Raw genomic sequence first — 24,235 nt, forward strand, 5'->3', positions numbered from 1 at the left:
CGCCGCTGCCTTCACCTGCCTTCAGGGATGCGGAGCCAGGCTCTTTACTTGGTGGTGCCGATGTTCAGGTAGTCGTACTCACCCGAGAAGGCCGGGGTGGAGGCGACGTTGGTGGCGCTGTCCGGGCGGTACAGGAAGACCTTGAAGTCGGTCAGCGGGACGTACACCGCGGACTCCATGACCTTCTTGTCGATGTCGCCGTAGATCTTCTCGCGGGCGGCCTTGTCCGGGTTGACGGCGGCGTCGTCGATCATCTTGTTGACGGCCGGGTCGTTCAGCTGGGCCAGGTTGCTGTTGCCGGACGGCTTGATCGCGCGGCCGTCGACGATCTGCTGCAGGAAGCCGTAGCCGGTCGGCCAGTCGGCGCCCCACTGCATCATCATCAGACCGATGTTGTGGTCCTGGGTGTACTGCGGCGCGCCGGCCGAGTCGGTCAGGTACTTGCCCTGCGGGAACTGCTGGATCTCGACGTTGATGCCGACGTTCTTCAGCTGCGCCTGGATCTGGGTGGCCGCGGCGACCTCGGTCGCGCGCTCGGTGCGGGCGGTCAGGACGGTGTTGAAGCCGCCGTCCTTGCCGCAGGCCTTCAGGGAGTCCTTGGCCTTGGCCTGGTCGCCCTTGTTGTCCTTGGTCTCGTACAGGTTGAAGTCCTGGTGGCCCGGGATGTCCGGCGGGAGGACGGTGCTGGCCACCTGGCCGCGGATCGGGCCGCCGAGCGCGGTCTGCACCGCGACCTTGTCGATCGCGTACTGGACGGCCTTGCGGCAGTCGATGTTGTCGAACGGCGCGACCTTGGTGTTGATCGCCATGTAGACCAGGCGGCCGCCGTAGGCGTTGTCGGTCTTGGCCTTGAGCTTCGGGTCGCGCAGGATCTGCGCCTGGGTCTGCGGGTCGACGCCGCCGCCGACCAGGTCGACCTGGGCGTTGCCGGCCAGCAGGTCCTTGTCGATGGTGGCCTGGTCGATGTTCATCTTGAGCACGATCTTGTCCGCCAGCTGCTTGCGGATCGGGTCGCTGCTCTTGTCCCAGTTGGTGTTCGGCACCAGGACGGCCTGCTTGCCGTCCTCGTAGGTCTCGAACTTGTAGCTGCCCGAGGACACGATGTGCTTCACGTAGTCGGCACCGGTGTCCTTGGCCTGCGGGACCGGCGCGGTCTGCGGGGCGCTGACCAGGTAGTCGAAGTCGGCGAAGGGGTGCTGCAGGTGGAAGACGACCGTGGTGTCGTCCGGGGTCTCGATCGACTTCAGGTCGCCGGTCTTGTCCTTGTACGGGCCCTGGTACGGCGTCGGGTTGTCGACCAGCAGGTCGTGGAAGTACGTCGGGCCGTTGGAGTTCACCTCGGGCGCGTAGTTCGAGCGCTCCACGGCGTACTTGACGTCCTTGGAGGTGATCGGGGTGCCGTCGTCGTACTTCAGGCCCGCACGCAGCTTGTACGTCCAGGTCAGGCCGTCCGCGCTGGGCTGGCCCATCGACTCGGCGAGGTCCGGGACCAGCTTGTTGCCGTCCGCGCCGGCGGCCGGGTTGAAGGTGGTCAGCGGACGGCCGTACAGGCGCGAGAAGTTGTAGATGTACGCGTAGTACGTGTTGCCCGGGTCGAGGGAGTCCGGGGTGCCCTTCATCTCGTAGGTGACCGTCCCGCCCTTCTTGTCCGAGGCGTTGACGATCTGCTTGGTGGCCGCGTCGGCACCGCCGCCACTCGCGTTGCCGGAGGAGGAAGAGGAGCCGTCGCTGCTCTTCGAGCTGGACGAACAGCCGGTGACGACCAGGACCGCGGCGGCGGCCGCGGCGGTCAGTGCGACGGTACGGGACCTACGCATGGGTGAGATCAACCCCTTGAGGTGTGGAGGAAGGAGGGTTCTGACGCAGGGTCAGTTGCTCTTGGGATCGAGGGCGTCACGCAGCCCGTCGCCGAGCAGGTTGAACGCGAGCACGGTGATGAAGATCGCCAGGCCGGGGACCACCATGTACTGGGGGTCCACCTGGTAGTAGTTCTTCGCGTCGGCGAGCATGCCGCCCCACGAGGACTGCGGGGGCTGGATGCCGACGCCGAGGAAGCTCAGACCGGCCTCGAAGAGGATGTTGGTCGGGATCAGCAGGGTCGAGTAGACCAGGATCGGGCCGACCAGGTTCGGCAGCAGCTCCTTGAACAGGATGAACGGGCCGCGGGCGCCGAGGCTGCGGGCCGCGTGGACGAACTCCCGCTCGCGCAGCGAGAGGGTCTGTCCGCGCACGATCCGGCCCATATAGGGCCAGTTGAAGAAGCCGATCACGAAGATCAGCACCATGATGTGCAGCGGGAGGCCGTGCAGGCCGAACGCGCCGCCCTGGAGCGAGGCGGAGATCGCGATGGCGAACAGCAGCAGCGGGAACGCCAGGAAGACGTCCATCAGCCGGCTGATCACGGTGTCCACCCAGCCGCCGTAGTAGCCGGCCATCACGCCGAGCACGGTGCCGAGGGTGTTGGACAGGACGGTCGCGCCGAAGGCGACCAGCAGGGAGACCCAGGAGCCGTCGACCACGCGGGCGAGCAGGTCGCGGCCCTGCAGCGGGTCGATGCCGAGCGGGTGGTCCGCGCTCATCCCGCCCCAGTCGCCGAGCGGGAGTCCACCGAGGTCGGCGTCCAGCAGGTCGGTGTTCGGCTGGTCGGGGTCGAGCCCGAACACGGACTCCAGGGGCCCGGCCAGGACGGCCAGGAGGATCAGCAGGATCACCACGATGCCGCCGGCGACGGCGGCCTTGTCCCGCTTGAAGCGGGTCCAGGCGATCCGACCGAGGGAGCGGCCCTCGATCGTCTTGGCCGGGCCCGGGGAGGCGAGTGCCTCGGGTTCGTTCCCGGCGGTGGTCATGGGTGCGGTCATGGTCAGTTGGTCCCCTCGCCGACGGTGGCCGGCCCACGGGTGCCGGGCGCCGGTTCGGCGGTACGGCTGCGGACGTGCGGAGGTGCTAGGTGCAGGTGTTCGCGGCAGTACGTCGTGCACGGGTACTGCCTCCACGCGGGATGGGCGTCGCGTGGATCGAGCGGTCGGCGTGCGCGTTCACCTTCGTGGGGTTTCCAGTACGCGCGATGCGTTGCGCAGAACTCTCTGCCATCCGAACAGGCTTGCGCCAGCCCTGACAACCGACAGATGCCCAACTGTGATCTGCCCGCATGCACCTCCCCGATCTTCGGCATATACCTCTTCACATGGCTGTAACTGCCATGTCAAGATGTGCCTGCGCCGAGATCGGAAATTCGTCCCGAAAGCACCGAAGCCGACCTGATCAGGGATCAAGTCGGCTTCGTGCCAGAGGGTTTGACAACAGCGGTTTCGACAATCAGCGGCCGGGGTATCCGGGCCACGGCGGCTGGGCCTGCTGCCCCCAACCCGGCGCGGGCGGCTGGGTGCCGTACGCGTAACCGGGCATCGACTGTCCGGGCATCGGCTGTCCGGGCATCGACTGCCCCGGGACCGGTCGGCCCGGCATCGACTGCCCGGGGTACGGCGGCGGCACCGGCGGGTACGGGCCCGTCGGCGGTCGGCCCGCCTCCCGGTCGAAGAACGGCCGCGCGTTGGCGCGCATCCACAGCGCCACCGGGTCGTACTCGTCCGACATCGCCACGGTGGACACCGCGAGCCCCTCCGGGGCCACCGCGATCGCCCGCTGCATCAGCGCCCTGACCGCCTCCACCGCCGGCGGCGAACTCTCGTACAGGTCGAGGCCGATCGCCAGGTACGGCTCCCCCACCGACGGCTGCACCCAGGCCCGGCGCAGCGCCCGGACCGCGCGCACCTCGCCCGCCTGCCGCTCCAGCAGCGCGAAGAACTGCTGGGCGTTCACCTGCGGCTCGCTCAGCTTCAACGGACCGGCCGGCAGCCGGTCCAGGCCCGCGGCGATCCGCCGCAGGTCCGCCCACGGCACCCCGACCCCGCCGCCCGGCGCGTGCGGGTTGAGCCACAGGCCCCAGCGGGTGCGGTACAGCGAAGCGGCGATCTCCCGCCCGGAGATGACCTCGTGCGCCCGGGCCCAGCCGGAGGCCGTCAGCTGCTCGGGCGAGGTGACGGCCGGCGCGTAGCCGTGACCGCCGATCTCCATGTTCCCGTACTGGGCGTCCGGACTGCCCGGGCTGCCGTGCCACAGCAGCATCCAGACCTGGCCCTCGGCCAGCGCGTGCAGCAGCCGCTCGTACGCGTCCCAGCGCTCCGGCGCGACCTCGCGCAGAGCCTGCTCCAACGCGCCCGGATCCGCGCCCGGGCGCCCGGCCGGTGCCTGGCCCCAGGGCCCCGGCACCCCGCCCGCTCCCGTTCCCGCACTCATGCGCCCACCTCGCCGCGCCTCTTTCCTGAACCCGCCGGCCCGTCAGCCGCCTGCACGCACCCTATGGCGCGGCACCGGCCACCGCCACGGCGACGTGCCTGTGAAGAATCCCCGCTCACACCCGCGAGTAGAAGGGCATGACCCGGGTCAGCAGCCACTCGACCACCGGGTCGTCGGCGAGGTCGAGCAGCACGAGGTGGACGCCGCCCGGCAGCGGCGCGGTTCCCAGCGCCCGCCCGAGCGCCTCGTTCACCGCCCCCGGGTCGGCCGGGGCCACCGGATCCAGCTGGACGCCCACGAACATCACGGTCGGTTCGCCCTCGATGCTGGCCAGCGCCCGGCGCGCGGTCACGACCCCCGTCAGGGCCGACAGTTCGGCCCTGCAAGCGGCCAGGAAATGCTCCGGGTCCTCGCCCGGCACGGGCTCGCGCAGCGCCACCCGGCCGCCGGTCGGCGCCTCCGGCTGCTGCTCCCAGCGCTCCTCCCGGGGGCCGCGGCGCAGCTCCGCCACACCCTGCGGGGGCACCGGGATGCCCACCGCCGCCTCCGGGTTGACCGCGATGCCCACGCCCAGCGGCAGTCCGCGGGCGAACTCCCAGGCCGGTGCGACCGCGAAGGCCATCCCCGGTGCCTGCTGCAGGAACACCTCCTGCGAGGAGAACACCGGCACGTACGGGGAGCCGGCCAGCTCGACGGTCGGCAGGTCCAGCGACTGCCCGTTCGGGTCGCCCCCGGCCGGCAGCGGGATCCACACCTGGCTGCGGGCCAGCACCTCGATCACCCGCGGCGTCGCCCCCGGGTCGCCCAGCGCGGCCGTCAGCACCTGCTCCAGCTCGTTCGCCGGCCACGCGCCGCCCGACGGCGCCGCCTGCGGCCCGTCCCACCCCTGCTGCTGCTCCACCGGGTACTCCATGCGCCGCCGTCCGCCCTCGTGCCGGGTCGGCCGCCCACTGCTGCACCGACGCGGAGAAGTTTAGGGCTCGGCTTCGAACGCGCGTCGTCCCCCCGGAGGGCGCCCGGCGGCGTGCGACGGGGCGCGCCGTGGCACGTGACCGGGCGCTCCGTGCCGTGTGACCGGGTCCCCTCTCCCCTCCTCCGCGCGGACGTGCCATGATGTGCGCGTCCGACGGCATGCGCCGCGGGCCCCCACAACTCCACACCGGCCGCTCGAACCCGCGCGGGAGAGCCCGGAGTGCCCCTCGGGGGGCACAGCCGGCGCCGAAGGAGCAAGTCCTCCCCGGAATCTCTCAGGCCCCCCTACCGCGCGGGTTAGGCACATCTGGAAAGCGGCGCACGGCCCTGTCGCGCGCCCACCCACGGTGCAAGCCGCCGTCCTGTCCCCGATGCTGGAACCAGCTGATGCTGGCACCAGCTGCGGGCAGGCGGGCGGTGAAGCTCTCAGGTTCGACGACAGATGGGGAGACCCACGCCGCCGCATGCCCGCGCGCAGGGTCGGTCCCCGAGCGGGTCCGGTCCCGGCGCGCGCACCCCTGAGTGCCCCGACCGAGGAGTTCCTGGCCATGTCGTCCCTCCGCCTCACCGCGCTCGACGCGCTGCACCGCGCCCTCGGCGCGACCATGACCGACTTCGCCGGCTGGGACATGCCGCTGCGCTACGGCAGCGAGCGCGAGGAGCACCTCGCCGTCCGCACCAAGGCCGGCCTGTTCGACCTCTCGCACATGGGCGAGATCACCGTCACCGGCCCGCAGGCCGGCGAGATGCTGGACCACGCCCTGGTCGGCTTCGTCTCCGCGCTCGGCGTGCTGCGCGCCCGCTACACCATGATCTGCGCCGAGGACGGCGGCATCCTGGACGACCTGATCGTCTACCGCCTGCGCGAGGACGCCTTCCTGGTGGTCGCCAACGCCTCCAACGCCCAGCTGGTGCTGGACGAGCTGATCGCCCGCGCCAAGGGCTTCGACGCCGTCGTCACCGACGACCGCGACACCTACGCGCTGATCGCCGTCCAGGGCCCGGAGGCCACCGCCGTCCTGGCGAAGACCACCGACGCCGACCTGCCCGGCCTGAAGTACTACGCGATCCTCCCGGCCCAGGTGGCCGGCCGCGAGGTGCTGCTGGCCCGGACCGGCTACACCGGCGAGGACGGCTTCGAGATCTTCTGCCACCCGGTCGACGCCGAGCCGGTCTGGCAGGCCCTGACCGCCGCCGGCGAGGGCCACGGCCTGGTCCCGTGCGGCCTGTCCTGCCGCGACACGCTGCGCCTGGAGGCGGGCATGCCGCTGTACGGGCACGAGCTGTCCACCGACCTGACCCCGTTCGACGCGGGCCTGGGCCGGGTCGTCCGCTTCGACAAGACCACCAACGACGGCGCGTTCGTCGGCCGCAAGGCGCTGGAGCAGGCCGCCGCCGCGGCCGAGACCAACCCGCCGAAGGTCCTGGTCGGCCTGGTCTCCGAGGGCAAGCGTGTGCCGCGCGCCGAGTACACCGTGGTCTCCACCGACGGCGCCCCGATCGGCCGGATCACCTCCGGCGCGCCGTCCCCGACGCTGGGGAAGCCGATCGCGATGGCCTACGTCGACGCGGCCCACGCCGAGCCGGGCACCACCGTCGCGGTGGACGTGCGCGGCAAGCACGAGCCCGTCCAGGTCGTGGCGCTGCCGTTCTACAAGCGCGCCCGCTGAGGCCTCGCAGGACCCCTCGATTTCCCATACACGCACGTCGGAGCCGTCCGTGCGGCGGCCCGCTGCGTCGTACCCGCTTCCCATCCTGGAGAATGACGCCATGAGCAACCCCCAGCACCTGCAGTACACCAAGGAGCACGAGTGGCTGACGGCCGCCGTGGACGGTGTCTCCACGGTCGGCATCACCAAGCACGCCGCCGACGCGCTCGGTGACATCGTCTACGTGCAGCTGCCCGAGGTCGGCGACACCGTGACCGCCGGCGAGACCTGCGGCGAGCTGGAGTCGACCAAGTCGGTCAGCGACCTGTACTCCCCGGTGACCGGCGAGGTCGTCGAGGTCAACCAGGACGTCCTGGACGACAACGGCCTGGTCAACAGCGCCCCGTTCGAGGGCGGCTGGCTGTTCAAGGTCCGCGTCGAGGCCACCGACGCGCTGCTCAGCGCCGACGAGTACGACGCGCTCACCCACGCCGGCTGACCAGCCCGGCACCGGGCGGGCCGCGCGCACGCCGGCCCGCCCCCACCGTCCCCTCGCTCTCCTCCTCCCGGGAAGACCACACCATGACGGTTCTCAACCAGTCCCTGCACGCCCTCGACCCGGAGATCGCCGCCGCGGTCGACGCCGAGCTGCACCGCCAGCAGACCACCCTGGAGATGATCGCCTCCGAGAACTTCGCCCCGGTGGCGGTCATGGAGGCCCAGGGCTCGGTGCTCACCAACAAGTACGCCGAGGGCTACCCCGGCCGCCGCTACTACGGCGGTTGCGAGCACGTCGACGTGGTCGAGCAGATCGCGATCGACCGGATCAAGGCCCTGTTCGGCGCCGAGCACGCCAACGTCCAGCCGCACTCCGGCGCGCAGGCCAACGCCGCCGCGATGTTCGCGCTGATCCAGCCGGGCGACACCATCCTGGGCCTGAACCTGGCCCACGGCGGTCACCTGACCCACGGCATGAAGATCAACTTCTCCGGCAAGCTCTACAACGTGGTCGCGTACCACGTCGACGAGAAGACCGGCCAGGTCGACATGGCCGAGGTCGAGCGCCTGGCCAAGGAGCACCAGCCGAAGCTGATCATCGCCGGCTGGTCCGCCTACCCGCGCCAGCTGGACTTCGCCGAGTTCCGCCGGGTCGCCGACGCGGTCGGCGCGCTGCTCATGGTGGACATGGCGCACTTCGCCGGCCTGGTGGCCGCGGGCCTGCACCCGAACCCGGTGCCGTACGCGGACGTGGTCACCACCACCACCCACAAGACCCTGGGCGGCCCGCGCGGCGGCGTCATCCTGTCCAAGGCCGAGTGGGCGAAGAAGATCAACTCCGCGGTCTTCCCCGGCCAGCAGGGCGGCCCGCTGGAGCACGTGATCGCGGGCAAGGCCGTCGCCTTCAAGGTCGCCGCCTCGGAGGAGTTCAAGGAGCGCCAGCAGCGCACCCTGGAGGGCGCCAAGATCCTCGCCGAGCGTCTGCTGCAGGCCGACGTCGCCGAGGCCGGCGCCTCCGTGCTGTCCGGCGGCACCGACGTCCACCTGGTCCTGGTCGACCTGCGCAACAGCCAGCTCGACGGCCAGCAGGCGGAGGACCGGCTGCACGAGGTCGGCATCACCGTCAACCGCAACGCCATCCCGAACGACCCGCGCCCGCCGATGGTCACCTCCGGCCTGCGCATCGGCACCCCGGCCCTGGCCACCCGCGGCTTCCGGGCCGAGGACTTCCGCGAGGTCGCCGACATCATCGCCGAGGCGCTCAAGCCCGCCTTCGACGAGACCGTCGCCGCCGCGCTGAAGGCCCGGGTCACCGCCCTGGCCGAGAAGTACCCGCTCTACCCGAACCTGGCCGGCCAGGAGTGATCCTGTTCGGGATGAGGTGACCGGCCTCACCCCGCCGGTGCACCTGGGACCCCGGGGCACCGCGCACACTGGACAGTGCGCGCGGTGCCCCGTCCCGTGTCATCCCCCCTGCCCGCAAGTCCTTCCACGAGACCAGACAAGGACGTCCCCCGTGGCCATCAGCGTCTTCGACCTCTTCTCCATCGGCATCGGCCCGTCGAGTTCCCACACCGTCGGCCCGATGCGCGCGGCCCGGATGTTCGCCCGCCGCCTGCGCTCCGAAGGCCTGCTGGACCGGGTCACCGGCGTGCGCGCCGAGCTGTACGGCTCGCTGGGCGCCACCGGCCACGGCCACGGCACCCCGAAGGCCGTCCTGCTCGGCCTGGAGAACAACTCGCCCCGCACCGTCGACGTCGACCAGGCGGACAAGGACGTCGAGCGGATCCTCGCCGAGAAGCGGCTCAGCCTGCTCGGCGACCACCCGATCGACTTCGACCCCGACACCCAGCTGATCCTGCATCGGCGCCGCTCGCTGCCGTACCACGCCAACGGCATGACCCTGTGGGCGTACGCGGCGGACGGCTCGACGCTGCTGGAGAAGACCTACTACTCGGTCGGCGGCGGCTTCGTCGTGGACGAGGACGCGATCGGCGCGGACCGGGTCAAGCCCGACGACACCGCGCTGCGCTACCCCTTCCGCACCGGCGAGGAGCTGCTGCGGCTCACCCGGGAGACCGGGCTGTCGATCTCCGGCCTGATGCTGGAGAACGAGAAGGCCTGGCGCAGCGAGGAGGAGATCCGGACCGGTCTGCTGGAGATCTGGTCCGTGATGCAGGAGTGCGTGCGGGCCGGGATGACCCGCGAGGGCATCCTGCCGGGCGGGCTGAAGGTCCGCCGCCGGGCCGCCGCGGGCGCCCGGGCGCTGCGCGCCGAGGGGATCGGGCCGGCCAACGCGATGGAGTGGGTGACCCTCTACGCGATGGCGGTCAACGAGGAGAACGCCTCCGGGCGCCGGGTGGTCACCGCGCCCACCAACGGCGCGGCGGGCATCATTCCGGCCGTCCTGCACTACTACCTGAACTTCATCCCGGGCGCCGACGAGGACGGCATCGTCCGCTTCCTGCTCGCGGCCGGCGCCATCGGCATGCTCTTCAAGGAGAACGCCTCCATCTCCGGCGCCGAGGTCGGCTGCCAGGGCGAGGTCGGCTCCGCCTGCTCGATGGCCGCGGGCGGCCTCGCCGAGGTCCTCGGCGGCACCCCCGAGCAGGTCGAGAACGCCGCCGAGATCGGCATCGAGCACAACCTCGGCCTCACCTGCGACCCGGTCGGCGGCCTGGTCCAGATCCCCTGCATCGAGCGCAACGGCATGGCGTCGGTCAAGGCCGTCACGGCGGCCCGGATGGCGCTGCGCGGCGACGGGCGGCACCACGTCTCGCTGGACAAGGCGATCAAGACGATGAAGGAGACCGGGGCCGACATGAAGGTCAAGTACAAGGAGACCTCGCGCGGCGGCCTCGCCGTGAACGTCATCGAGTGCTGATCGAGGTCTGATCGAGCGCTGATCGAGCGCTGATCGAGCGCTGATCGAGCGCTGATCGAGCGCTGATCGCGGTGGCCTGACGGCCCGGCCCCCGGGTGGAGTCCGCTCCGCCCGGGGGCCCTCATGGGCACCGGCCGCCACCCCGCCTGGCACTTCACGACCGGCCTCGCCTGCGTCCTCGACGGCATCGCCGCCCACTTCGGCATCTGAGCCATCCGCCCCTACCCCTCCAACCGGGCGACGACGGCGGACAGCCGGCCCATCGCACGGGCCACCCCCAGGCCGTCCATGTAGTCGCGGACATGCACCAGTTGCCCTCCCCGGGCCCGCATCACCAGCAGTCCGGGGAGGATGAACTCCCTGCCTGTCGAGGCGACTCGGCCGACCACCAGCTGCTCCACGGTGAGCACCTCGGGATCGGCGCCCGGGTGGACCGCGACCTCCCGGATCTCCTCCGGCCGCGCCTCACTCGCACCCCAGGCCGCCCGGTACCCGGCCCGCACCTCCTCCCGCCCCCGGTAGCACTCGGGCATCCCCGGGAACAGGAACGGGAACTCGTGCACCCCGTCCTCGGCGTACAACTCGGCCAGCGCATCCGCGTCCAGGTCGAGCATCGCCCGACGGTAGCGGGCGAGCAGGTCCAGCGGGCTGGGCGTAGCGGATTCCGGCACGGCTTCAGGCCCCTTCGCCAACGGGCGGGAACGCCAGGACCCCTGCACGGCAGTCCACTTGGCCCCGCTGATCACTCGATCAACCGCACCCTACCCACTGAGCGGCGAGTCCCCCACGGAGAGGTGTCCCGCCCAGCGCCGGTGCCCTTCCAGCAGTCGTACCGCCGTCCCACGGGCGGAGTCCTCCGGCGCCCCGACCGCCACCAGCGCCTCCGCCACCCGCTCCACCGCACCGGCCGGCGGCTCCGCTCCGTCCAACGCGGGCAGCAGCAGGAGCAGCCGCTCGGCCGGGTCGTGCACCCCGTCGGCCTCCCGGTCGGGCGCGTCGACGATGCGCAGGATCGCGTCGGCATCTGCGCCGTCCACCCCGAACCGCTCGGGCTCCAACCACCCCTCGCCGGGGCCCGGTTCCGCCAGCCCCACCAGGTGGCACCACCAGAATCCGCCGTCCTCCGACAGCGGCTCGCCCGCCACCAGCGGGCCGTCCCCATACCCCGGGATCAGCACGAGGACAGCTCACGCTGCTCGAAGAACTCGTCCAGCAGCCGGAGCAGTTCCTGGACGGCGTGACGTTCCTGGTCCGGGGACCACTGCTCCTCCGGAAGGCCGTCGGGGAACACTTCGTGGGCGACCAGGCCCGACCAGTGGAGGTTTCCGCCGTTCCGGAACTTCACCACCAGCCACCGATGGAACCCGTCCAGCAGCGCTCCTCCCGTGGCCATGTCGTAGCCGCCGAGGTAGGCGGCCACGGGCCCGTAGGCCACCCGGCCGGTGTACATGGCCCGGGCGCTTGCGGAAGCGCTCCCAGAACAGCTGGTGCGACTGCTCCTGCCGAACCGCGCCCTGCCACAGGTCGACCGGCAGGCCCGGCTTCAGCACCGCCTCCGGTCCAGCACCGAGCGCGGCCAGGAGGAGGCCGAGCCGTTCCCCGTCCTTCACGGGCCCGGTCCTCGTGCTCCAGACGGTCGTACCGACCGGATCGCCGTCATGGCGGCCGACCGCGAAGTCCGTCCCGCCCAGCACGAAGCACGCCACCCGCAGAGCGCCGCGGCCGTCCCAGGACTGCTCCGGCGCGAGGCCGAGCCGCCGGAGCACTTCGTCCAGGTCCAGGGTGAGCCGGGCCAGCGGGCGCAGCGCCTCGGCTGCGGACTGGAACAGCGAAAACTGGGAGATCTTCGGTTCGTCCACGGCGCCCAGTCAACCAGCCGCCGCTGCACAGGACGTCGGCCGGTCCGACTTCCTGTGTATGGGGCTTCGCACCCCCGCGGGAGGCGCTGTCGGGGGCCTCTCGTACGCTCTCGACCGAGCGATCGCGGAGCTGAAGAGCGGGACGGGGAACGGGGATGCCGGACATGATGGACCTGCCGGAGGGGCTGACGCACGAGCCCAGTCGCGAGCACCTGTTGACGGAGGGGCTGCCCGGGGACGGCGCGTTCCTGGAGTTCCGCGCTCCCGTCGCTGCGCCTGGTGGGGACGGGCGCCGGCTCGTCATCGGTGAGGCGGTGTACGGCGACCCGGTCGTCCTCGACGGGGTGACCGGCGAGCTGCGGCTCGGCGACGGGCCCGGGGGCGACCTGCTGGCCACCTCGCTGCCCGCGCTGGTGGCCCTGGTCCGGGAGGTCGAGGCGGTCGCGACCGGCGCCGTGGACCCCGGCGCCCACGGGGGCCGCCGGGGCGCGGCTGTGGTGGACGCCGTCATGGCGGACGCCGAGCGGCGGATGCGGGCGGCCGACGAGCCACTGTTCGCCCGTACCGCCCGGCCCGCACACTGGGGCACGGCGCTGCTGGTCACGTCGCTGGCCTGGGGTGCCCGCCCCGGCGAACCGGGCGGCCCCGCCTACGTCTTCGAGCCGGACCTCGTCACGGACCTCGCCCGGCTGGTCGACGAGGACGGGGGCGCCGTCCGTCACTACCGCGCCGAGGACCTGCCCGCCGAGCTCACCCACCAACCGACCCGCCGACTCCTCGTCGAGGCGGGCCTGCCGCTGGACAGCGAGATGTTCGGCGTCGACCCCGACGACCCGCTCACCGCCATGGACTCCACCCGCCCCGGCCGCCTCGCCCTCGCCCACTGGCCGCACGACCTGGTGATCGCACTCGACGGCGCGACCGGCCGCCTGGAGCTCCCCGGCCTGTACGAGGCCGACGACCCGGCGTCGTACCTGCACCGGGACGTCTCCGCCCTGCTCTACGCCCTGTGGACGTACGAGCGACTGCGCGCCGACCACGACCGCTGGCAGTACGGAGACGACGAGGGCGAGGACTGGCAGGTGTTCGACCCGCAGGTGTTCCTCCGGACCGTCGTCGAGGATCTGGTCGAGCGGGTGGACCCGGAGGCCTGGGCGACCCCTCGCCACTCCTGGCGCCTCCTCGCCGACGACCCCTACACCGGCGGCCTCCTGCCCTGAGCGGGCCGCCCGCCGCATGAGAAGTCGGCCGGGCCGACTTCCCGTGCGGCACCACGCCCACCAGGCCCGCAACCGGCTCCCTGCGGCCACCACGAACACACCACACAACCCCGCACACCAGAAGTCGAACCAGCCGACTTCAGCAGCAGCAGACCGGGCAACGCCAGGACCACCAGACCGACCGCCAGCACTGCGCGCCCGCACCGCACAACCTCACACACCAGAAGTCGAACCAGCCGACTTCCCCTGCAGCAGCAACCGCCTACCGCCGACCGGGCAGCGTCAGGACCGCCAGACCGACCACCAGCACCGCGAGCCCGCACCACGCCCCGAGAACAGCCAGGCGATCGGACCCGCGAGAAGCACCAGCAACACCAAAAGTCGAACCGGCCGACTTCCCGTGCGGCACCACGCCCACCAGGCCCGCAACCGGCCACCCGCGGCCACCACGAACACACCACACAACCCCGCACACCAGAAGTCGAACCAGCCGACTTCAGCAGCAGCAGACCGGGCAACGCCAGGACCACCAGACCGACCGCCAGCACTGCGCGCCCGCACCGCACAACCTCACACACCAGAAGTCGAACCGGCCGACTTCCTGTGCGGCAGCGAACGCCTACCGCCGGCCGGGCAGCGTCAGGACCGCCAGACCGACCACCAGCACCGCGAGCCCGCACCACGCCCACCACCAGGCCCGCAACCGGCCGCCCGCGGCCATCACGCACACGCCACACAACCTCACACACCAGAAGTCGGACCGGCCGACTTCCTGTGCGGCAGCGAACGCCTACCGCCGACCGGGCAGCGTCAGGACCGCCAGGGAGACCGCCAGCACCGCGAGCCCGCACCACGCCCCGAAAACAGCCAGGCGATCGGACCCGCGAGAAGCACCAGCAACACCAAAGGTCGGCCCGGCCGACTTCTCATGCGGCACCACGCCCACCAGGCCCGCAACCGGCTCCCTGCGGCCACCACGAACACACCACACAACCCCGCACACCAGAAGTCGAACCGGCCGACTTCCTGTGCGGCAGCAACCGCTACCGCCGGCCGGGGAGGGTCAGGACCGCCAGGCCGACCGCCAGCACCGCGAGCCCGCCCCACGCCCCCAGAACAGCCAGGCGATCGGGCCCGCGAGAAGCACCAGCAGCACCGAAAGTCGGACCGGCCGACTTCTCATGCGGCACCACGCCCACCACCAGACCCGCAGCCGCCGCACAACCTCACACACCAGAAGTCGGACCGGCCGACTTCCTGTGCGGCAGCGACCGGCTACCGCCGACCGGGCAGCGTCAGGACCGCCAGGCCGGCTGCGAGGACCGCGAGGCCGCACCAGGACACCGCCGGGAGGCGCTCGCCGAGGGCCGCGACGCCGAGGACGGCGGCGACGGCGGGCTCGGCGAGGGTCAGCGTGGTGGCGGTCTGCGCCGTGGTGTGCCGCAGGCCGTGCCCGAAGAGCCGGTAGGCGAGGAACGTGGTGACCGCTCCGAGGTGCAGCGCCACGCCCGCCCCGCGCACCGAGAGCAGCCAACCGGTCGGACCGGCGAGCAGCACCGGGAGCACCAGCACCGCCGCCCCGCCGAACATCGCGCCCATCACCCCGGCCGACGGGTGCCCGGCCGCGATCAGCCGCCCGGCGATCAGCGAGTACACCGCGTACGAGAGCCCGGAGAGCGCCGCCAGCAGCACGCCGGGGAGGTCAACCGCCGAGGTACCGCCGGTGAGTTGGGGCCCGAGCACCAGTACCGAGCACCCGAGCAGGGCCAGCGCCGTGGCCCCGGCCCACCGCCCGCCGGGCCGTCCCTGCCGGGCGAGCCACCCCAGCAGCCCGGTGAACACCGGCGCGCTGCCCAGCGCGATCACGGTGGCCACCGCGACCCCGGTGCGGGCCACCGCCGGATAGAAGGTGACCGGGTACCCCACCACGGCCACCGCCCCGACCACCAGCAGCCACCGCTCACGCGCCCCGCACACCCGGGGCAGCGACCACGCGGCACGGTCGGTGAGGAACAGCAGCGCCCCGCCGAGCACCAGGGCCGCCGCCCCGATCCCGGCCGCCGGAGCGCCTGCGGGGGCGAACGAAGCGGCCGTTCCGGTGGTGCCCCACAGCAGCGCGGAGGCCAGGATGGGCAGCGGCCCGTCGATCGGGCGGGTACGGCGAGGGGTAGGGGTCAGACGAACGCGCGCAGGCGCGGACAAACGATTCGGCACAGTCGTGAACTTCCGTCGTCGAAGACCGTCAGAGGAACTGGTTTCGAAGCGGGCGCACGCCGGAGAACCCCCTGAGCGGGGGCAACGGGATCAAACCACCGAGTGCGTGCGCCCGATCAGGCGCTGAGCGGTGGCAGTACGACGTGCCAGTACGAGTTCACGGGCCCGATGGTACCCGGCCTGCGCAGGAAGTCGACGGGCCCGACTTCCTGCGCAGGCACACTTCCCAGGTGCAGTTCGGCTGCGGTGACTGCGGCAAGGGCCACGTCATCGGCGGGATCGAACAACGCAGGGGCGCCAGTGCGCTCTGCCTGGATCAGGACCCGCGTGTCGAGAATCAGTCGGCGGCCCACTCGGTCACCTTGTCGTTGAGCAGGGCGCGAAGTCCTCATCCGGCTCGAAACGCCGGAGAACGTCATTGAGCGCGGCGCCATTGCCTGAGGGCGCCGGCCCGATCACCGCGATGCGTCGGCCACCTCGGGTGACGATGATCTCTCGCCCTCTTCCGCCGAGTCCAGCACGGCGGCGAAGCTTCTGGAAGCCTCAGTTGCGGTCATCAGCCTCATGGAATCAGATCATCTGAGACCAGGCGGGCCGGCGAGGGGAGCGCGAGCTCGAACCAGACGGTTTTGCCGATGTAGCCCTCGCCGCGCGGGTGGGCGCCCCAGGACGTCGCGAGGGCCGCGACGAGTTCGAGGCCTCGGCCGGACTCGTCCTCGGGGGCGGCTCGGCGGGGGACGGGGAGTTCGCGGCTGGCGTCGGAGACCTCGACGCGCAGGACGGAGTGGGAGGGGAGGAGAAGGCGGACGCCGATCAGGCGGTCGCGCGGACCCCGGGCGTGGTGGCAGGCGTTGGTGACGAGTTCGGTGAGGAGGAGCAGGGCGGTCTCGGTGGACTCGATGTCGATCTGCCAGTCGAAGGCCTGCCGGAGGAGGCGGATTCGGGCACGGCTCGCACTGCGGGGGTGGCGGGGGAACATCCACTCGACGGCATCGGCGGGCTCAATGATCATCGGAGTCCTTGAGGGGGAGGCAGGGAAGGCTTCACTCACAAGGGCTGAGTTCGGCCATTTCACCCTTCAAGGGTCGGCAGGCGGGCATAGCCTCGGGAGTAACGCCGGTGGTACGGCGAGAGCTTGAACCGCCCTGTGACCAGGGCAGGGAGGGGCACGGGACCGTGAGCGCGCCGAAGGAAAACCCGATGTCGTGGAAGTACTGCGGCGATCAGCTCAAGCGGTGGCGTGAAAAGGCGGGCGTGACCCGGGAGGAGTTGAGCCGAGCGGCCAACTACGACATCGAAAGCGTGCGATCGATGGAGGCGGGGAGGCGGAAGCCGTCGCTCAAGCTCCTCCAGGTGGCGGATGAGCTGTGCGAAGCGAAGGGCATGCTGGTCGGGGCGGTGGAGTTCCTGAAGCCCGAAAAGTTCCCGTCCTACTCGCAGGGTTACACGGATGCCGAGAGCACGGCGATCGCGATCCACACGTACGAAGCCCTACTCATCCCCGGATTGCTTCAGACCGAGGAGTACGCCAGGGAGTTGATCAGCCATGCCTGCCCACCCCTGGACGACGAGACGGTCGAGGTCCGCGTAGCAGGCCGAATGCAGCGCCAGGAGAAGCTGACCAGCTCGCCGCCGGTGCTGTTCGGGTTCGTGATCTACGAAGCAGCCCTGCATGCAAAGGTCGGCAGCCCAGACCTCATGAAGAGGCAGCTCGCGCACATCGTCGAGGTGAGCAAGCTGCGCAACGTCGTAGTTCAGGTGCTCCCCGCAAACCGTGCCGCATACCCGGCTCTCACCGGCCCCATGATCCTCCTGGAGACCGCCGACCACGAACAGTTGGCTTACGTGGAAGGACACCGAACCGGCGCACTGCATGCCGATCCCGACAAGGTCAACGTGATCACGCAGCGGCATGGCATGATCCGCATGCAGGCCCTCAGCACCGAGGAGTCCGTAGAGTTCATCAGGAAAATCGCGGAGGAGCTATGAGTGTCGGGGCCGACTGGTTCAAGTCCAGTTACAGCAACGATGAGGGCGGCGCCTGTGTCGAAGTCGCCGCCTCCTGGGCCAAGTCCAGTTACAGCACCACCGACGGCAGAGAGTGCGTCGAGGTCGCCTCCTGCCCCTCCGCGATCCACGTCCGCGACTCCAAGGACAAGGCCGGCCCGACCCTCACCTTCTCCCCCGAGGCCTGGTCCGCCTTCGTCTCCTTCGCCCCCGAAGCTCAAGCAGCGCGAGTCGAGTGACCCCTTAGTCGAACGGGTGGGTAACCACCTTCCAACCACCCCCGCGCGCAGCAGATATGACTTATCGTCACGAGTTCTCCACAGCCGGTTCCGCCGTGTAGCGTGCGCAGCAACGAAACAACCCCCGCCGGTGCGGCAACACCGAACGGGGGTCTGACCGGCACGATCGACTTAACTCTTAGGACATCGATCCTGTGGCTATCCACGACTCTACCGCCATGGCCACCCCCGGGTACGGCAAGCAGTCCGCTCCGGAGCAACTTCCCCGCTCCGCCGCCGACTTCTCCCACCTCCCGGCGCGCGAGGCCTACATCGCCTCGCTCATCGACCACTTCCCCGACGGCGCCGCCATGGACGTCAAGACCCTCGCCGTCCTCCAGCCCCACTACGGGCAGATGGCCTGCCGTACGGTGCTCAACAACCTCTCCACCGCAGGTCATCTGCGTCGCGTCCGCGAGCGCATCAGCTCCAAGGACTGCCGCTGGGTGTTCCGCACCTACTTCTCCCGCACGCCCCGCTCCGACGCGTGGTGGACGCGCTTCATCACCACAGGCGCGACGGGCTCTGCGGGCGAGCCGGCCGAGGCGTCAACGTCCGGAGCACCCGATCCCCCCGAGGAGCGAACGCGCAACCGCACCTCCCCCACCTCGGCCGCCTACGCCGCCCTCGCCGGCCTCGGCCTCGCCGACGCCCGCCTGGCCCTCTCCGCCGCCGACTGCACGGCCCTCGAACCGCTCGCGGCCGAGTGGCTGGCCCGGGGCACCACCCCGGCCCTCTTCACCACCGCTCTCACCGCAGGCCTCCCGCCGGACGGCGTCCACAGCCCGGTGGCCTTCACCCGCCGCCGCCTGCTCGACAAGATGCCCCCTGAACGGGCCCGCCCGGAGCCTCCCGCCACCCGCATCATCGAGTGCACCGACTGCCGCACCCCCTGCCGTCCGCAGGCCCTCCTAGGCGGCCTCTGCCGCGTCTGCCGTGGCGCGCCGAAGGCCCCACCACCCCGCCCGCGCCTCTCCCCGGCCACTGTTCGCGCACATGCCGCCCGGGTCCGCCAAGCAATGATCAGTTTGCCCGGATCATGAATATTCACAGGCTATGGCGTTAAGCTATGCAAAATCCAAAGGTGGAGTAGGTTACAAACCTTTCAATCCAAGACGCCCGGTTTGCCCGCATGCTGAAGTCCGTGCGATAGTCGACTCGTCGAACTTCGGCGGGCCCGACCTGGCACTGCCGACGCCCATCGCGCGGCACGCACCCCCTTGGCCGGCGCGATGACTTGCAGGGGCCCCCACCGCCGACCACGGCGATCCCGGGGGCCCTGCGCGTATCCGCTCCCGGAAGAGCCCGCGTCAGTTCCGTTCGCGGAGCTTCAGCTCGAACCAGACGCCCTTGCCGCGCGGCAGCAGGTCGGCGCCCCAGCGGTCGGCGAGGTCGTCGACGATCCTCAGGCCCCGGCCGCGCTCGTTCACCGGTCGGGCCTCGGCGAGGATCATGCAGGGCAGCGCGCGCGACGAGTCCCGCACCTCGACCCGCAGCCAGCCGGGCTTGCGGCTGACGTGGAGCCCGATGGTGCGCCCGGCGGCGTGCCGCACCGCGTTGGACACCAGCTCACTGGTCAGCAACTCCCCGGCCTCCAGGCACTGGTGGAGGCCCCAGGACTCCAGGACGTTCAGCACCAGCCGGCGGGCCACCGGCCCCGACTCCGGACGGGACGGCAGCCGTACCTCGTTGGGCGCGGACTGGTCGCACAGTCTGTCGGAGTACATCTCCTGGAGTTCCTCGGAGCTGAGCCGCTCCAGCGCCGAGAGCGCACTCTGGACGTCGATCCACGACGCCTCCGCGACCACGCCGGCCGCCGGAACCGATGACTGATCTGCTTCGCCCCAACCCGCCATGCGGTCCATCATTGCGGAACGCAAGCAGCCGCGTACGGACAATGAGCAAACGATCTCCTCCGAGTCGGCATATGCCCGGAGCAAGCCTCGGCCGGGAAAGCGTCGACCCGGACCGACCGAAGTCAAGCCCGGGTTGACGTCGAACCGCTGCTACCTGGCGATTACCACTTGCTCCACGGCAGGTTCCAGCCACTCAGCCCGTTCGCCGGGTCGAGGATCTCCTTCTTGACCGAGTTCTTCACGATGACCACGTCCCCGACCATCGAGTCCGAGTAGAACTTGCCCATCGTGGTGGACTCCCCGCCGCCCTCGACGTCGCGCAGGCCCACGCAGCCGTGGCTGACGTTGTCCTCGCCGAAGTGACCGTCGCTCCAGTAGTTGCCGTGCACGTACGTCCCGCTGGTGGTGAGCCGCATCGAGTGCGGAACCTGCAGGTCGTACGGCTTGCCGGTCATGCCGGGCATGCTGCTGGACTGCATCCGCACCGTGCCCTCCTTGGACATGACCACCATCGTGCCGTTCCAGGTGGGGTGTTCGTCCGAACCGGAGGTGATGGCGATGTCGCTCGACGCCCCGTTCTCGGCCACCGTCATCCTGTGCGCGGCAGCGTCAACCGTCGAAACCTTGGATCGCCCGATCGTGAAGGGCTCGTCCCGGTCGGTGCCGTACACCCCGGGGGCGATCTCCACGCTCTTGAGGCGGTAGTGCACCGTCACCTTGGTGCCCGGCTTCCAGTACTCCTCCGGACGGAAGTCCAGCCGCCGGTCGTCGAACCAGTGGCCCTTGACCGCGGTGCCGTTGTCGGTCTCGAAGGTGATGCCCTTCGCGACCGCGTCCTTGTTGGCGACGTCCTTGCTGAAATCCACCGAGACGATCATGCCGACGCCGTACGTCGCGTTGTCGTCCACGTTGTCGGAGGCCTTGGCCAGCGCCGCCGGAGTCAGCGTGGTGAAGCTGCTGTCCGCCGTGGCGACGGCGCCGTTGGCGTCCGCGGCCATCGCGCTGACCTGGTAGGCGGTGCCCACCGCGAGCCCGGCGGACGGGGTCCAGCTGGAGCCGTCCGCGGCGATCGTGCCGGGGACCTCCTTGCCCGACTTGTCGCTCACCTTGACGGTGGTGAGCTTGCCGCCCGTCGCCCCGATCCTGAGCGCCCCCGGCGCCACGTCCACCGCGCCGTTCTTCGGCTCGATGGTCACCGCGGCCGTCGACACCTTCGGCGCCGAACTCCCGGGCGCCGTCGCGGACGCGGCCGCCCCGGCCCCCAGATCGGCCTTGGCGGCGCTCCCGCCCCCACCGCCGCCGCCACAGGCCGCGGTCAGCGTCATCGCCCCGCCGACCAGTCCGATGGCCATAACCCTGCGTATCGACCTCACGTCGATCCCTCCCTTGTTCCCCACGGACCCGCCGGCCCCGACCGGACACACGCGCCCGGCCACCGGAAAGGTTGCGCCATCAGAGGGGCTTCCCGCCCCGAAAACCGGGCGGCCCGACCCCAACGGGTGAGGTCCGGGCCGCCCGGCGACGAACTGCCGGGCCTACCAGTTGGCCCAGGACACGTTCCAGCCGCCCAGCCCGTTGGAGGGCGAGACGGTCTTCTCCTTGGTGTTCACGATCTTCACCACGTCGCCGACCATCGAGTCGTTGAAGAACTTGCCGGCGACCGAGCTGTCGCTGCCGCCCTTCACGTCCTGCATCGAGATGCAGCCGTGGCTGCCGTTGGACTTGCCGAAGGGGTTGGACCAGTAGTTGCCGTGCAGGAAGGTGCCGGAGGTGGTCAGCCGCATCGCGTGCGGCACGTCCTGGATGTCGTACTCGCCGCCGAGACCGACGGTCTGCGAGTTCATCCGGGTGACCTTCTCCTTGTCCATGATCACCATCGTTCCGCCCCAGGACGGCGTCGCGTCCGCGCCCAGGGTGACCGGCAGGGTGGTGCTCTTGCCGTCCCGCTCGACCGTCATCTGGTGCGTCTTGGCGTCCGCGGTGGAGATCATCGACCGGCCGATGGTGAACGGCTCGTCCTTGTCCACGTCGCCGTAGACCCCGGGCGCGATCTCGACGCTCTTCAGCCGGTACTTGATGGTCACCTTGGTGCCCGGCTTCCAGTACTCCTCCGGACGGAAGTCCACCCGGCGGCTGTCGAACCAGTGGCCCTTGACCACGGTGCCGTTGTCGGTCTCGAAGCTGATGCCCTTGAGGACGGCGTCCTTGTTCTTGACGTCCTTGTTGAAGGTCACCGAGACGATCATGCCGACGCCGTACGTGGCACCGTCGGCGATGTTGTCGTTGGTGGAGACCTTCTTGTCCGGCGTCAGCGTGGTGAACGAGGTGGTCGACGCGGCCACCAGGCCGGCGTCGTCCTTCGCCTGCGCGTTCACCTTGTACGCCATGCCGACGGCCAGCGCCGACGCGGGCTTCCAGCCGCTGCCGTCCGGGGCGATCGCACCCTCGACCGGCTTGCCGTTCTTGTCGGTCACCTCGACCGTGGTCAGTTTGCCCTTGGAGACGGACACCTGCAGCGCGTTCGGCGCGACGTCCTGGGCACCGTCCTTCGGCTCGACCGCGAGCACGGCCGCCGAGGCCTTCGTCGCCCCCGGGGCGGCGCCCCCACCGGCGTCGGCCGGCGCCGAGGCCGCGCTGTCGCCGGACGAACCGCCCTTGTCGTCGTTGCACGCGGCGGTGAGCAGCAGCACCCCACCCATGACCAGCGCCATCGCACCCCGGCGCCGGTAACGGCTGGTGGTGCGTATCGCTGCGCCGACCGTCTTCCCCGTCTTCACGGAATCTCCCCTCCCGGTACTCACTCACTTGACGCGCTGAGCGCCCTTATGAGTTGCACCGGGTACCGAACTTTCACGCCGGACTCGGACGCGCCGGAGCAGGATAACTGGGCCGTCCGGGTGAACCCTCGGAGGAGGTGGGGTGAAGGTGCCGGCTACGCCACCCACTGCTCCCACGACAGGTTCCAGTCCCCCAGCCCGTTCGACGGCGGCACGAAGTCCCCGGCCGAGGCCCGCACCTCCAGCACGTCCCCCGGGATGGTGTGCTCGAACAGCCAGGCCGCCGGGGTGTCCTTGCCCGTCCCGCCCTTGACGTCCGCCAGGCCGATGCAGCCGTGGCTGGTGTTGGCGGTGCCGAAAACCCCCGGGTCCGCCCAGTAGTTGCCGTGCACGAAGGTGCCGGAGGCGGTCAGCCGCATCGCGTGCGGGACGTCCTTGATGTCGTACTCGTCGCCCATGCCGACGGTCTGCGAGTTCATCCGGGTCAGCTTGTACTTCTCCGACACCACCATCACCCCCCGGTAGGTGGAGTGCTCGGGGCTGCCCCCGGACACCTTGAGCACCCGGAGCACCTTCCCGCCCTGCCCGGCCCGGACCGTCAGCGTGTGGGCGTCCAGATCGACGGTCGACACCTGCGCCCGGCCCACGGTGAAGTGCAGGTCCCGGCTCTGCGTACCGAACTCCCCCGGCGCCCCCTGCACGTCCTTGAGCCGCAGTGCCACCGTCACCCTGGTCCCGGCCGCCCAGTACTGCCGCGGCCGGAAGTCCAACCGCTGACTGCCGAACCAGTGCGCCGCCACCGGCACCGGCGGGTCCGCCGTCACCTGCACGGCCCGCTCCACCGCCGCCCGGTCGGTGATCGGACGGCTCAACCGCAACGACACCGGCATCCCGACACCGACCGTCGACCCGTCCTCCGGCGTGAAGAACGCGACGAAGGTGTGCGCCCGGGCCACCGTCGAGAACGCCGAGTGCTGAGCCGCCCGCTGCCCCTGATCGTCCTCCGCCACGGCATCCAGGGTGAACGCGGTCCCCAGCGGCAACGGCCCGTCCGGCACCCAGCCGGCCCCGTCCGGACTGATCCTCCCGGGCAACTCGACCCCCTTCGCGTCCGCGAGCCGAACCGACACCAGCCGCCCCTGTCCGACGGTCACCCGCACCGCCCCCTCCGCCGCCACATCCTGCGCGCCGTCAGCGGGCACCGCACTCAACACCGCCCGCGACACCACCGGAGGCGCCGTACGCGCCCCCACCCCGGCCCCGTCCCCACCACTCCCACCCGACACCCCGCCCCCGCACCCGGCAACCACCACCACACACCAGGCCGCCACCACCCGCCGCGCCCACACCCCAACTCGGCGCCGCATCCCGGGGCCTCCCACCACTCGGCTCCGACCACAGGAGCATCCGACTCCGGTAACAACGACCCCGCCCCGGGCAGGGACACGCCACCCCCGGCATCCCCGCCCCACACCCCCTCCCCTTGGTGGGCGCGCGGGCAACGCCCCGCGCGCCCACCACACGCCCCTCCCCCTCCCACCAACCCAGGCGAGAGGGACGCGCTGCGGGAGGGGGCGGTGGAGGGGGTGGGTGCGGAAGGGGGCGTGACGGGTGATTTTCAGACTGCCAACGGTCTCAAGGCCCCACGATGAGAGTCGGCAGTCCGAAAATCACCCAGCCGGCCGGGCGCGCCGCGCCGGGGGGCGCCCCGGGGGCGACCGCCCG

General features: G+C 71.0%; 22 protein-coding genes and 1 riboswitch. Of the genes, 8 read left to right on the top strand and 14 right to left on the bottom strand.

From position 1 onward, the window contains the following. Positions 1-44 precede the first annotated feature (44 nt). From ACZ6Z8_RS32825 to ACZ6Z8_RS32840, 4 genes are all read right to left on the bottom strand, one after another. Positions 45-1,817, bottom strand: a complete 1,773-nt coding sequence (locus ACZ6Z8_RS32825; RefSeq protein ID WP_465613677.1) for an ABC transporter substrate-binding protein — start codon at positions 1,815-1,817, stop codon at positions 45-47. A 51-nt stretch (positions 1,818-1,868) separates the two neighbouring features. Next, the gene (locus ACZ6Z8_RS32830) at positions 1,869-2,858 is read right to left on the bottom strand and encodes an ABC transporter permease (RefSeq protein WP_465613678.1); all 990 of its coding nucleotides are present in this window, start codon (positions 2,856-2,858) and stop codon (positions 1,869-1,871) included. 457 nt (positions 2,859-3,315) lie between these two features. Then, the gene (locus ACZ6Z8_RS32835) at positions 3,316-4,296 is read right to left on the bottom strand and encodes an enhanced serine sensitivity protein SseB C-terminal domain-containing protein (protein ID WP_465613679.1); all 981 of its coding nucleotides are present in this window, start codon (positions 4,294-4,296) and stop codon (positions 3,316-3,318) included. A gap of 115 nt (positions 4,297-4,411) precedes the next feature. Then, on the bottom strand, positions 4,412-5,209 hold the full coding sequence (locus ACZ6Z8_RS32840) for an enhanced serine sensitivity protein SseB C-terminal domain-containing protein (RefSeq protein WP_465613680.1): 798 nt from the start codon (positions 5,207-5,209) through the stop codon (positions 4,412-4,414). A gap of 255 nt (positions 5,210-5,464) precedes the next feature. Continuing rightward, positions 5,465-5,569, top strand: a riboswitch (glycine riboswitch). Positions 5,570-5,816: 247 nt separating this feature from the next. Here ACZ6Z8_RS32840 and gcvT point away from each other — a divergent pair. The 4 genes from gcvT to ACZ6Z8_RS32860 all read left to right on the top strand — a co-directional run bounded on the left by gcvT (position 5,817) and on the right by ACZ6Z8_RS32860 (position 10,299). Next, complete coding sequence (gcvT, locus tag ACZ6Z8_RS32845; protein ID WP_465613681.1) at positions 5,817-6,938, top strand: glycine cleavage system aminomethyltransferase GcvT; 1,122 nt, start codon at positions 5,817-5,819, stop codon at positions 6,936-6,938. A 100-nt stretch (positions 6,939-7,038) separates the two neighbouring features. Then, the gene (gcvH, locus tag ACZ6Z8_RS32850) at positions 7,039-7,416 is read left to right on the top strand and encodes a glycine cleavage system protein GcvH (protein ID WP_465613682.1); all 378 of its coding nucleotides are present in this window, start codon (positions 7,039-7,041) and stop codon (positions 7,414-7,416) included. Positions 7,417-7,499: 83 nt separating this feature from the next. Beyond that, entirely contained in the window at positions 7,500-8,780 is a 1,281-nt protein-coding gene (gene glyA / locus ACZ6Z8_RS32855; protein ID WP_465613683.1) for a serine hydroxymethyltransferase, read from the top strand. A gap of 151 nt (positions 8,781-8,931) precedes the next feature. Then, positions 8,932-10,299 (top strand): L-serine ammonia-lyase, encoded by a 1,368-nt coding sequence (locus ACZ6Z8_RS32860; RefSeq protein WP_465613684.1) that lies wholly within the window; start codon positions 8,932-8,934, stop codon positions 10,297-10,299. A 221-nt stretch (positions 10,300-10,520) separates the two neighbouring features. Here ACZ6Z8_RS32860 and ACZ6Z8_RS32865 read toward each other — a convergent pair whose 3' ends face one another. The 3 genes from ACZ6Z8_RS32865 to ACZ6Z8_RS32875 all read right to left on the bottom strand — a co-directional run bounded on the left by ACZ6Z8_RS32865 (position 10,521) and on the right by ACZ6Z8_RS32875 (position 11,734). Next, positions 10,521-10,970 carry a nuclear transport factor 2 family protein gene (locus ACZ6Z8_RS32865; RefSeq protein WP_465613685.1) on the bottom strand — a complete coding sequence of 150 codons (450 nt, stop codon included), beginning with the start codon at positions 10,968-10,970 and terminating at the stop codon, positions 10,521-10,523. 90 nt (positions 10,971-11,060) lie between these two features. Continuing rightward, on the bottom strand, positions 11,061-11,477 hold the full coding sequence (locus tag ACZ6Z8_RS32870) for a hypothetical protein (RefSeq protein WP_465613686.1): 417 nt from the start codon (positions 11,475-11,477) through the stop codon (positions 11,061-11,063). Beyond that, complete coding sequence (locus ACZ6Z8_RS32875; RefSeq protein ID WP_465613687.1) at positions 11,471-11,734, bottom strand: hypothetical protein; 264 nt, start codon at positions 11,732-11,734, stop codon at positions 11,471-11,473. Before ACZ6Z8_RS32875 ends, ACZ6Z8_RS32870 begins: the two co-directional genes overlap by 7 nt. Before the next feature lie 579 nt (positions 11,735-12,313). Between ACZ6Z8_RS32875 and ACZ6Z8_RS32880 the strand changes: the two genes are divergently transcribed. Beyond that, positions 12,314-13,378, top strand: a complete 1,065-nt coding sequence (locus tag ACZ6Z8_RS32880) for an SUKH-4 family immunity protein (RefSeq protein WP_465613688.1) — start codon at positions 12,314-12,316, stop codon at positions 13,376-13,378. Positions 13,379-14,653: 1,275 nt separating this feature from the next. Here the strand turns inward: ACZ6Z8_RS32880 and ACZ6Z8_RS32885 are convergent. From ACZ6Z8_RS32885 to ACZ6Z8_RS32895, 3 genes are all read right to left on the bottom strand, one after another. Beyond that, a complete protein-coding gene (locus ACZ6Z8_RS32885; protein ID WP_465613689.1) occupies positions 14,654-15,580 on the bottom strand; it encodes a DMT family transporter in 927 nt (308 codons plus the stop codon). Between the two features lie 128 nt (positions 15,581-15,708). Further along, on the bottom strand, positions 15,709-15,945 hold the full coding sequence (locus ACZ6Z8_RS32890; protein ID WP_465613690.1) for a hypothetical protein: 237 nt from the start codon (positions 15,943-15,945) through the stop codon (positions 15,709-15,711). Positions 15,946-16,154: 209 nt separating this feature from the next. Further along, positions 16,155-16,604 carry an ATP-binding protein gene (locus tag ACZ6Z8_RS32895; RefSeq protein WP_465613691.1) on the bottom strand — a complete coding sequence of 150 codons (450 nt, stop codon included), beginning with the start codon at positions 16,602-16,604 and terminating at the stop codon, positions 16,155-16,157. Between the two features lie 164 nt (positions 16,605-16,768). On the opposite strand from ACZ6Z8_RS32895, the gene ACZ6Z8_RS32900 reads away from it, so the two are divergent. From ACZ6Z8_RS32900 to ACZ6Z8_RS32910, 3 genes are all read left to right on the top strand, one after another. Then, positions 16,769-17,581 carry a helix-turn-helix domain-containing protein gene (locus tag ACZ6Z8_RS32900; RefSeq protein ID WP_465613692.1) on the top strand — a complete coding sequence of 271 codons (813 nt, stop codon included), beginning with the start codon at positions 16,769-16,771 and terminating at the stop codon, positions 17,579-17,581. Then, the gene (locus ACZ6Z8_RS32905) at positions 17,578-17,838 is read left to right on the top strand and encodes a DUF397 domain-containing protein (protein ID WP_465613693.1); all 261 of its coding nucleotides are present in this window, start codon (positions 17,578-17,580) and stop codon (positions 17,836-17,838) included. The genes ACZ6Z8_RS32900 and ACZ6Z8_RS32905 overlap by 4 nt, the downstream gene beginning before the upstream one ends. Positions 17,839-18,056: 218 nt before the next feature. Beyond that, the gene (locus ACZ6Z8_RS32910; protein WP_465613694.1) at positions 18,057-18,920 is read left to right on the top strand and encodes a hypothetical protein; all 864 of its coding nucleotides are present in this window, start codon (positions 18,057-18,059) and stop codon (positions 18,918-18,920) included. A gap of 267 nt (positions 18,921-19,187) precedes the next feature. Here the strand turns inward: ACZ6Z8_RS32910 and ACZ6Z8_RS32915 are convergent, their stop codons facing one another. The 4 genes from ACZ6Z8_RS32915 to ACZ6Z8_RS32930 form a co-directional block, all read right to left on the bottom strand. Further along, positions 19,188-19,733, bottom strand: a complete 546-nt coding sequence (locus ACZ6Z8_RS32915) for an ATP-binding protein (protein WP_465613695.1) — start codon at positions 19,731-19,733, stop codon at positions 19,188-19,190. 161 nt (positions 19,734-19,894) lie between these two features. Next, complete coding sequence (locus ACZ6Z8_RS32920; RefSeq protein ID WP_465613696.1) at positions 19,895-21,085, bottom strand: L,D-transpeptidase; 1,191 nt, start codon at positions 21,083-21,085, stop codon at positions 19,895-19,897. 183 nt (positions 21,086-21,268) lie between these two features. Continuing rightward, entirely contained in the window at positions 21,269-22,510 is a 1,242-nt protein-coding gene (locus tag ACZ6Z8_RS32925) for a L,D-transpeptidase (RefSeq protein WP_465613697.1), read from the bottom strand. 155 nt (positions 22,511-22,665) lie between these two features. After that, positions 22,666-23,877: a L,D-transpeptidase gene (locus tag ACZ6Z8_RS32930; RefSeq protein WP_465613698.1), complete on the bottom strand. Its 1,212-nt coding sequence runs from the start codon at positions 23,875-23,877 to the stop codon at positions 22,666-22,668. Positions 23,878-24,235: the final 358 nt, after the last annotated feature.

It is taken from the genome of Kitasatospora sp. NPDC101108 (assembly GCF_055584725.1).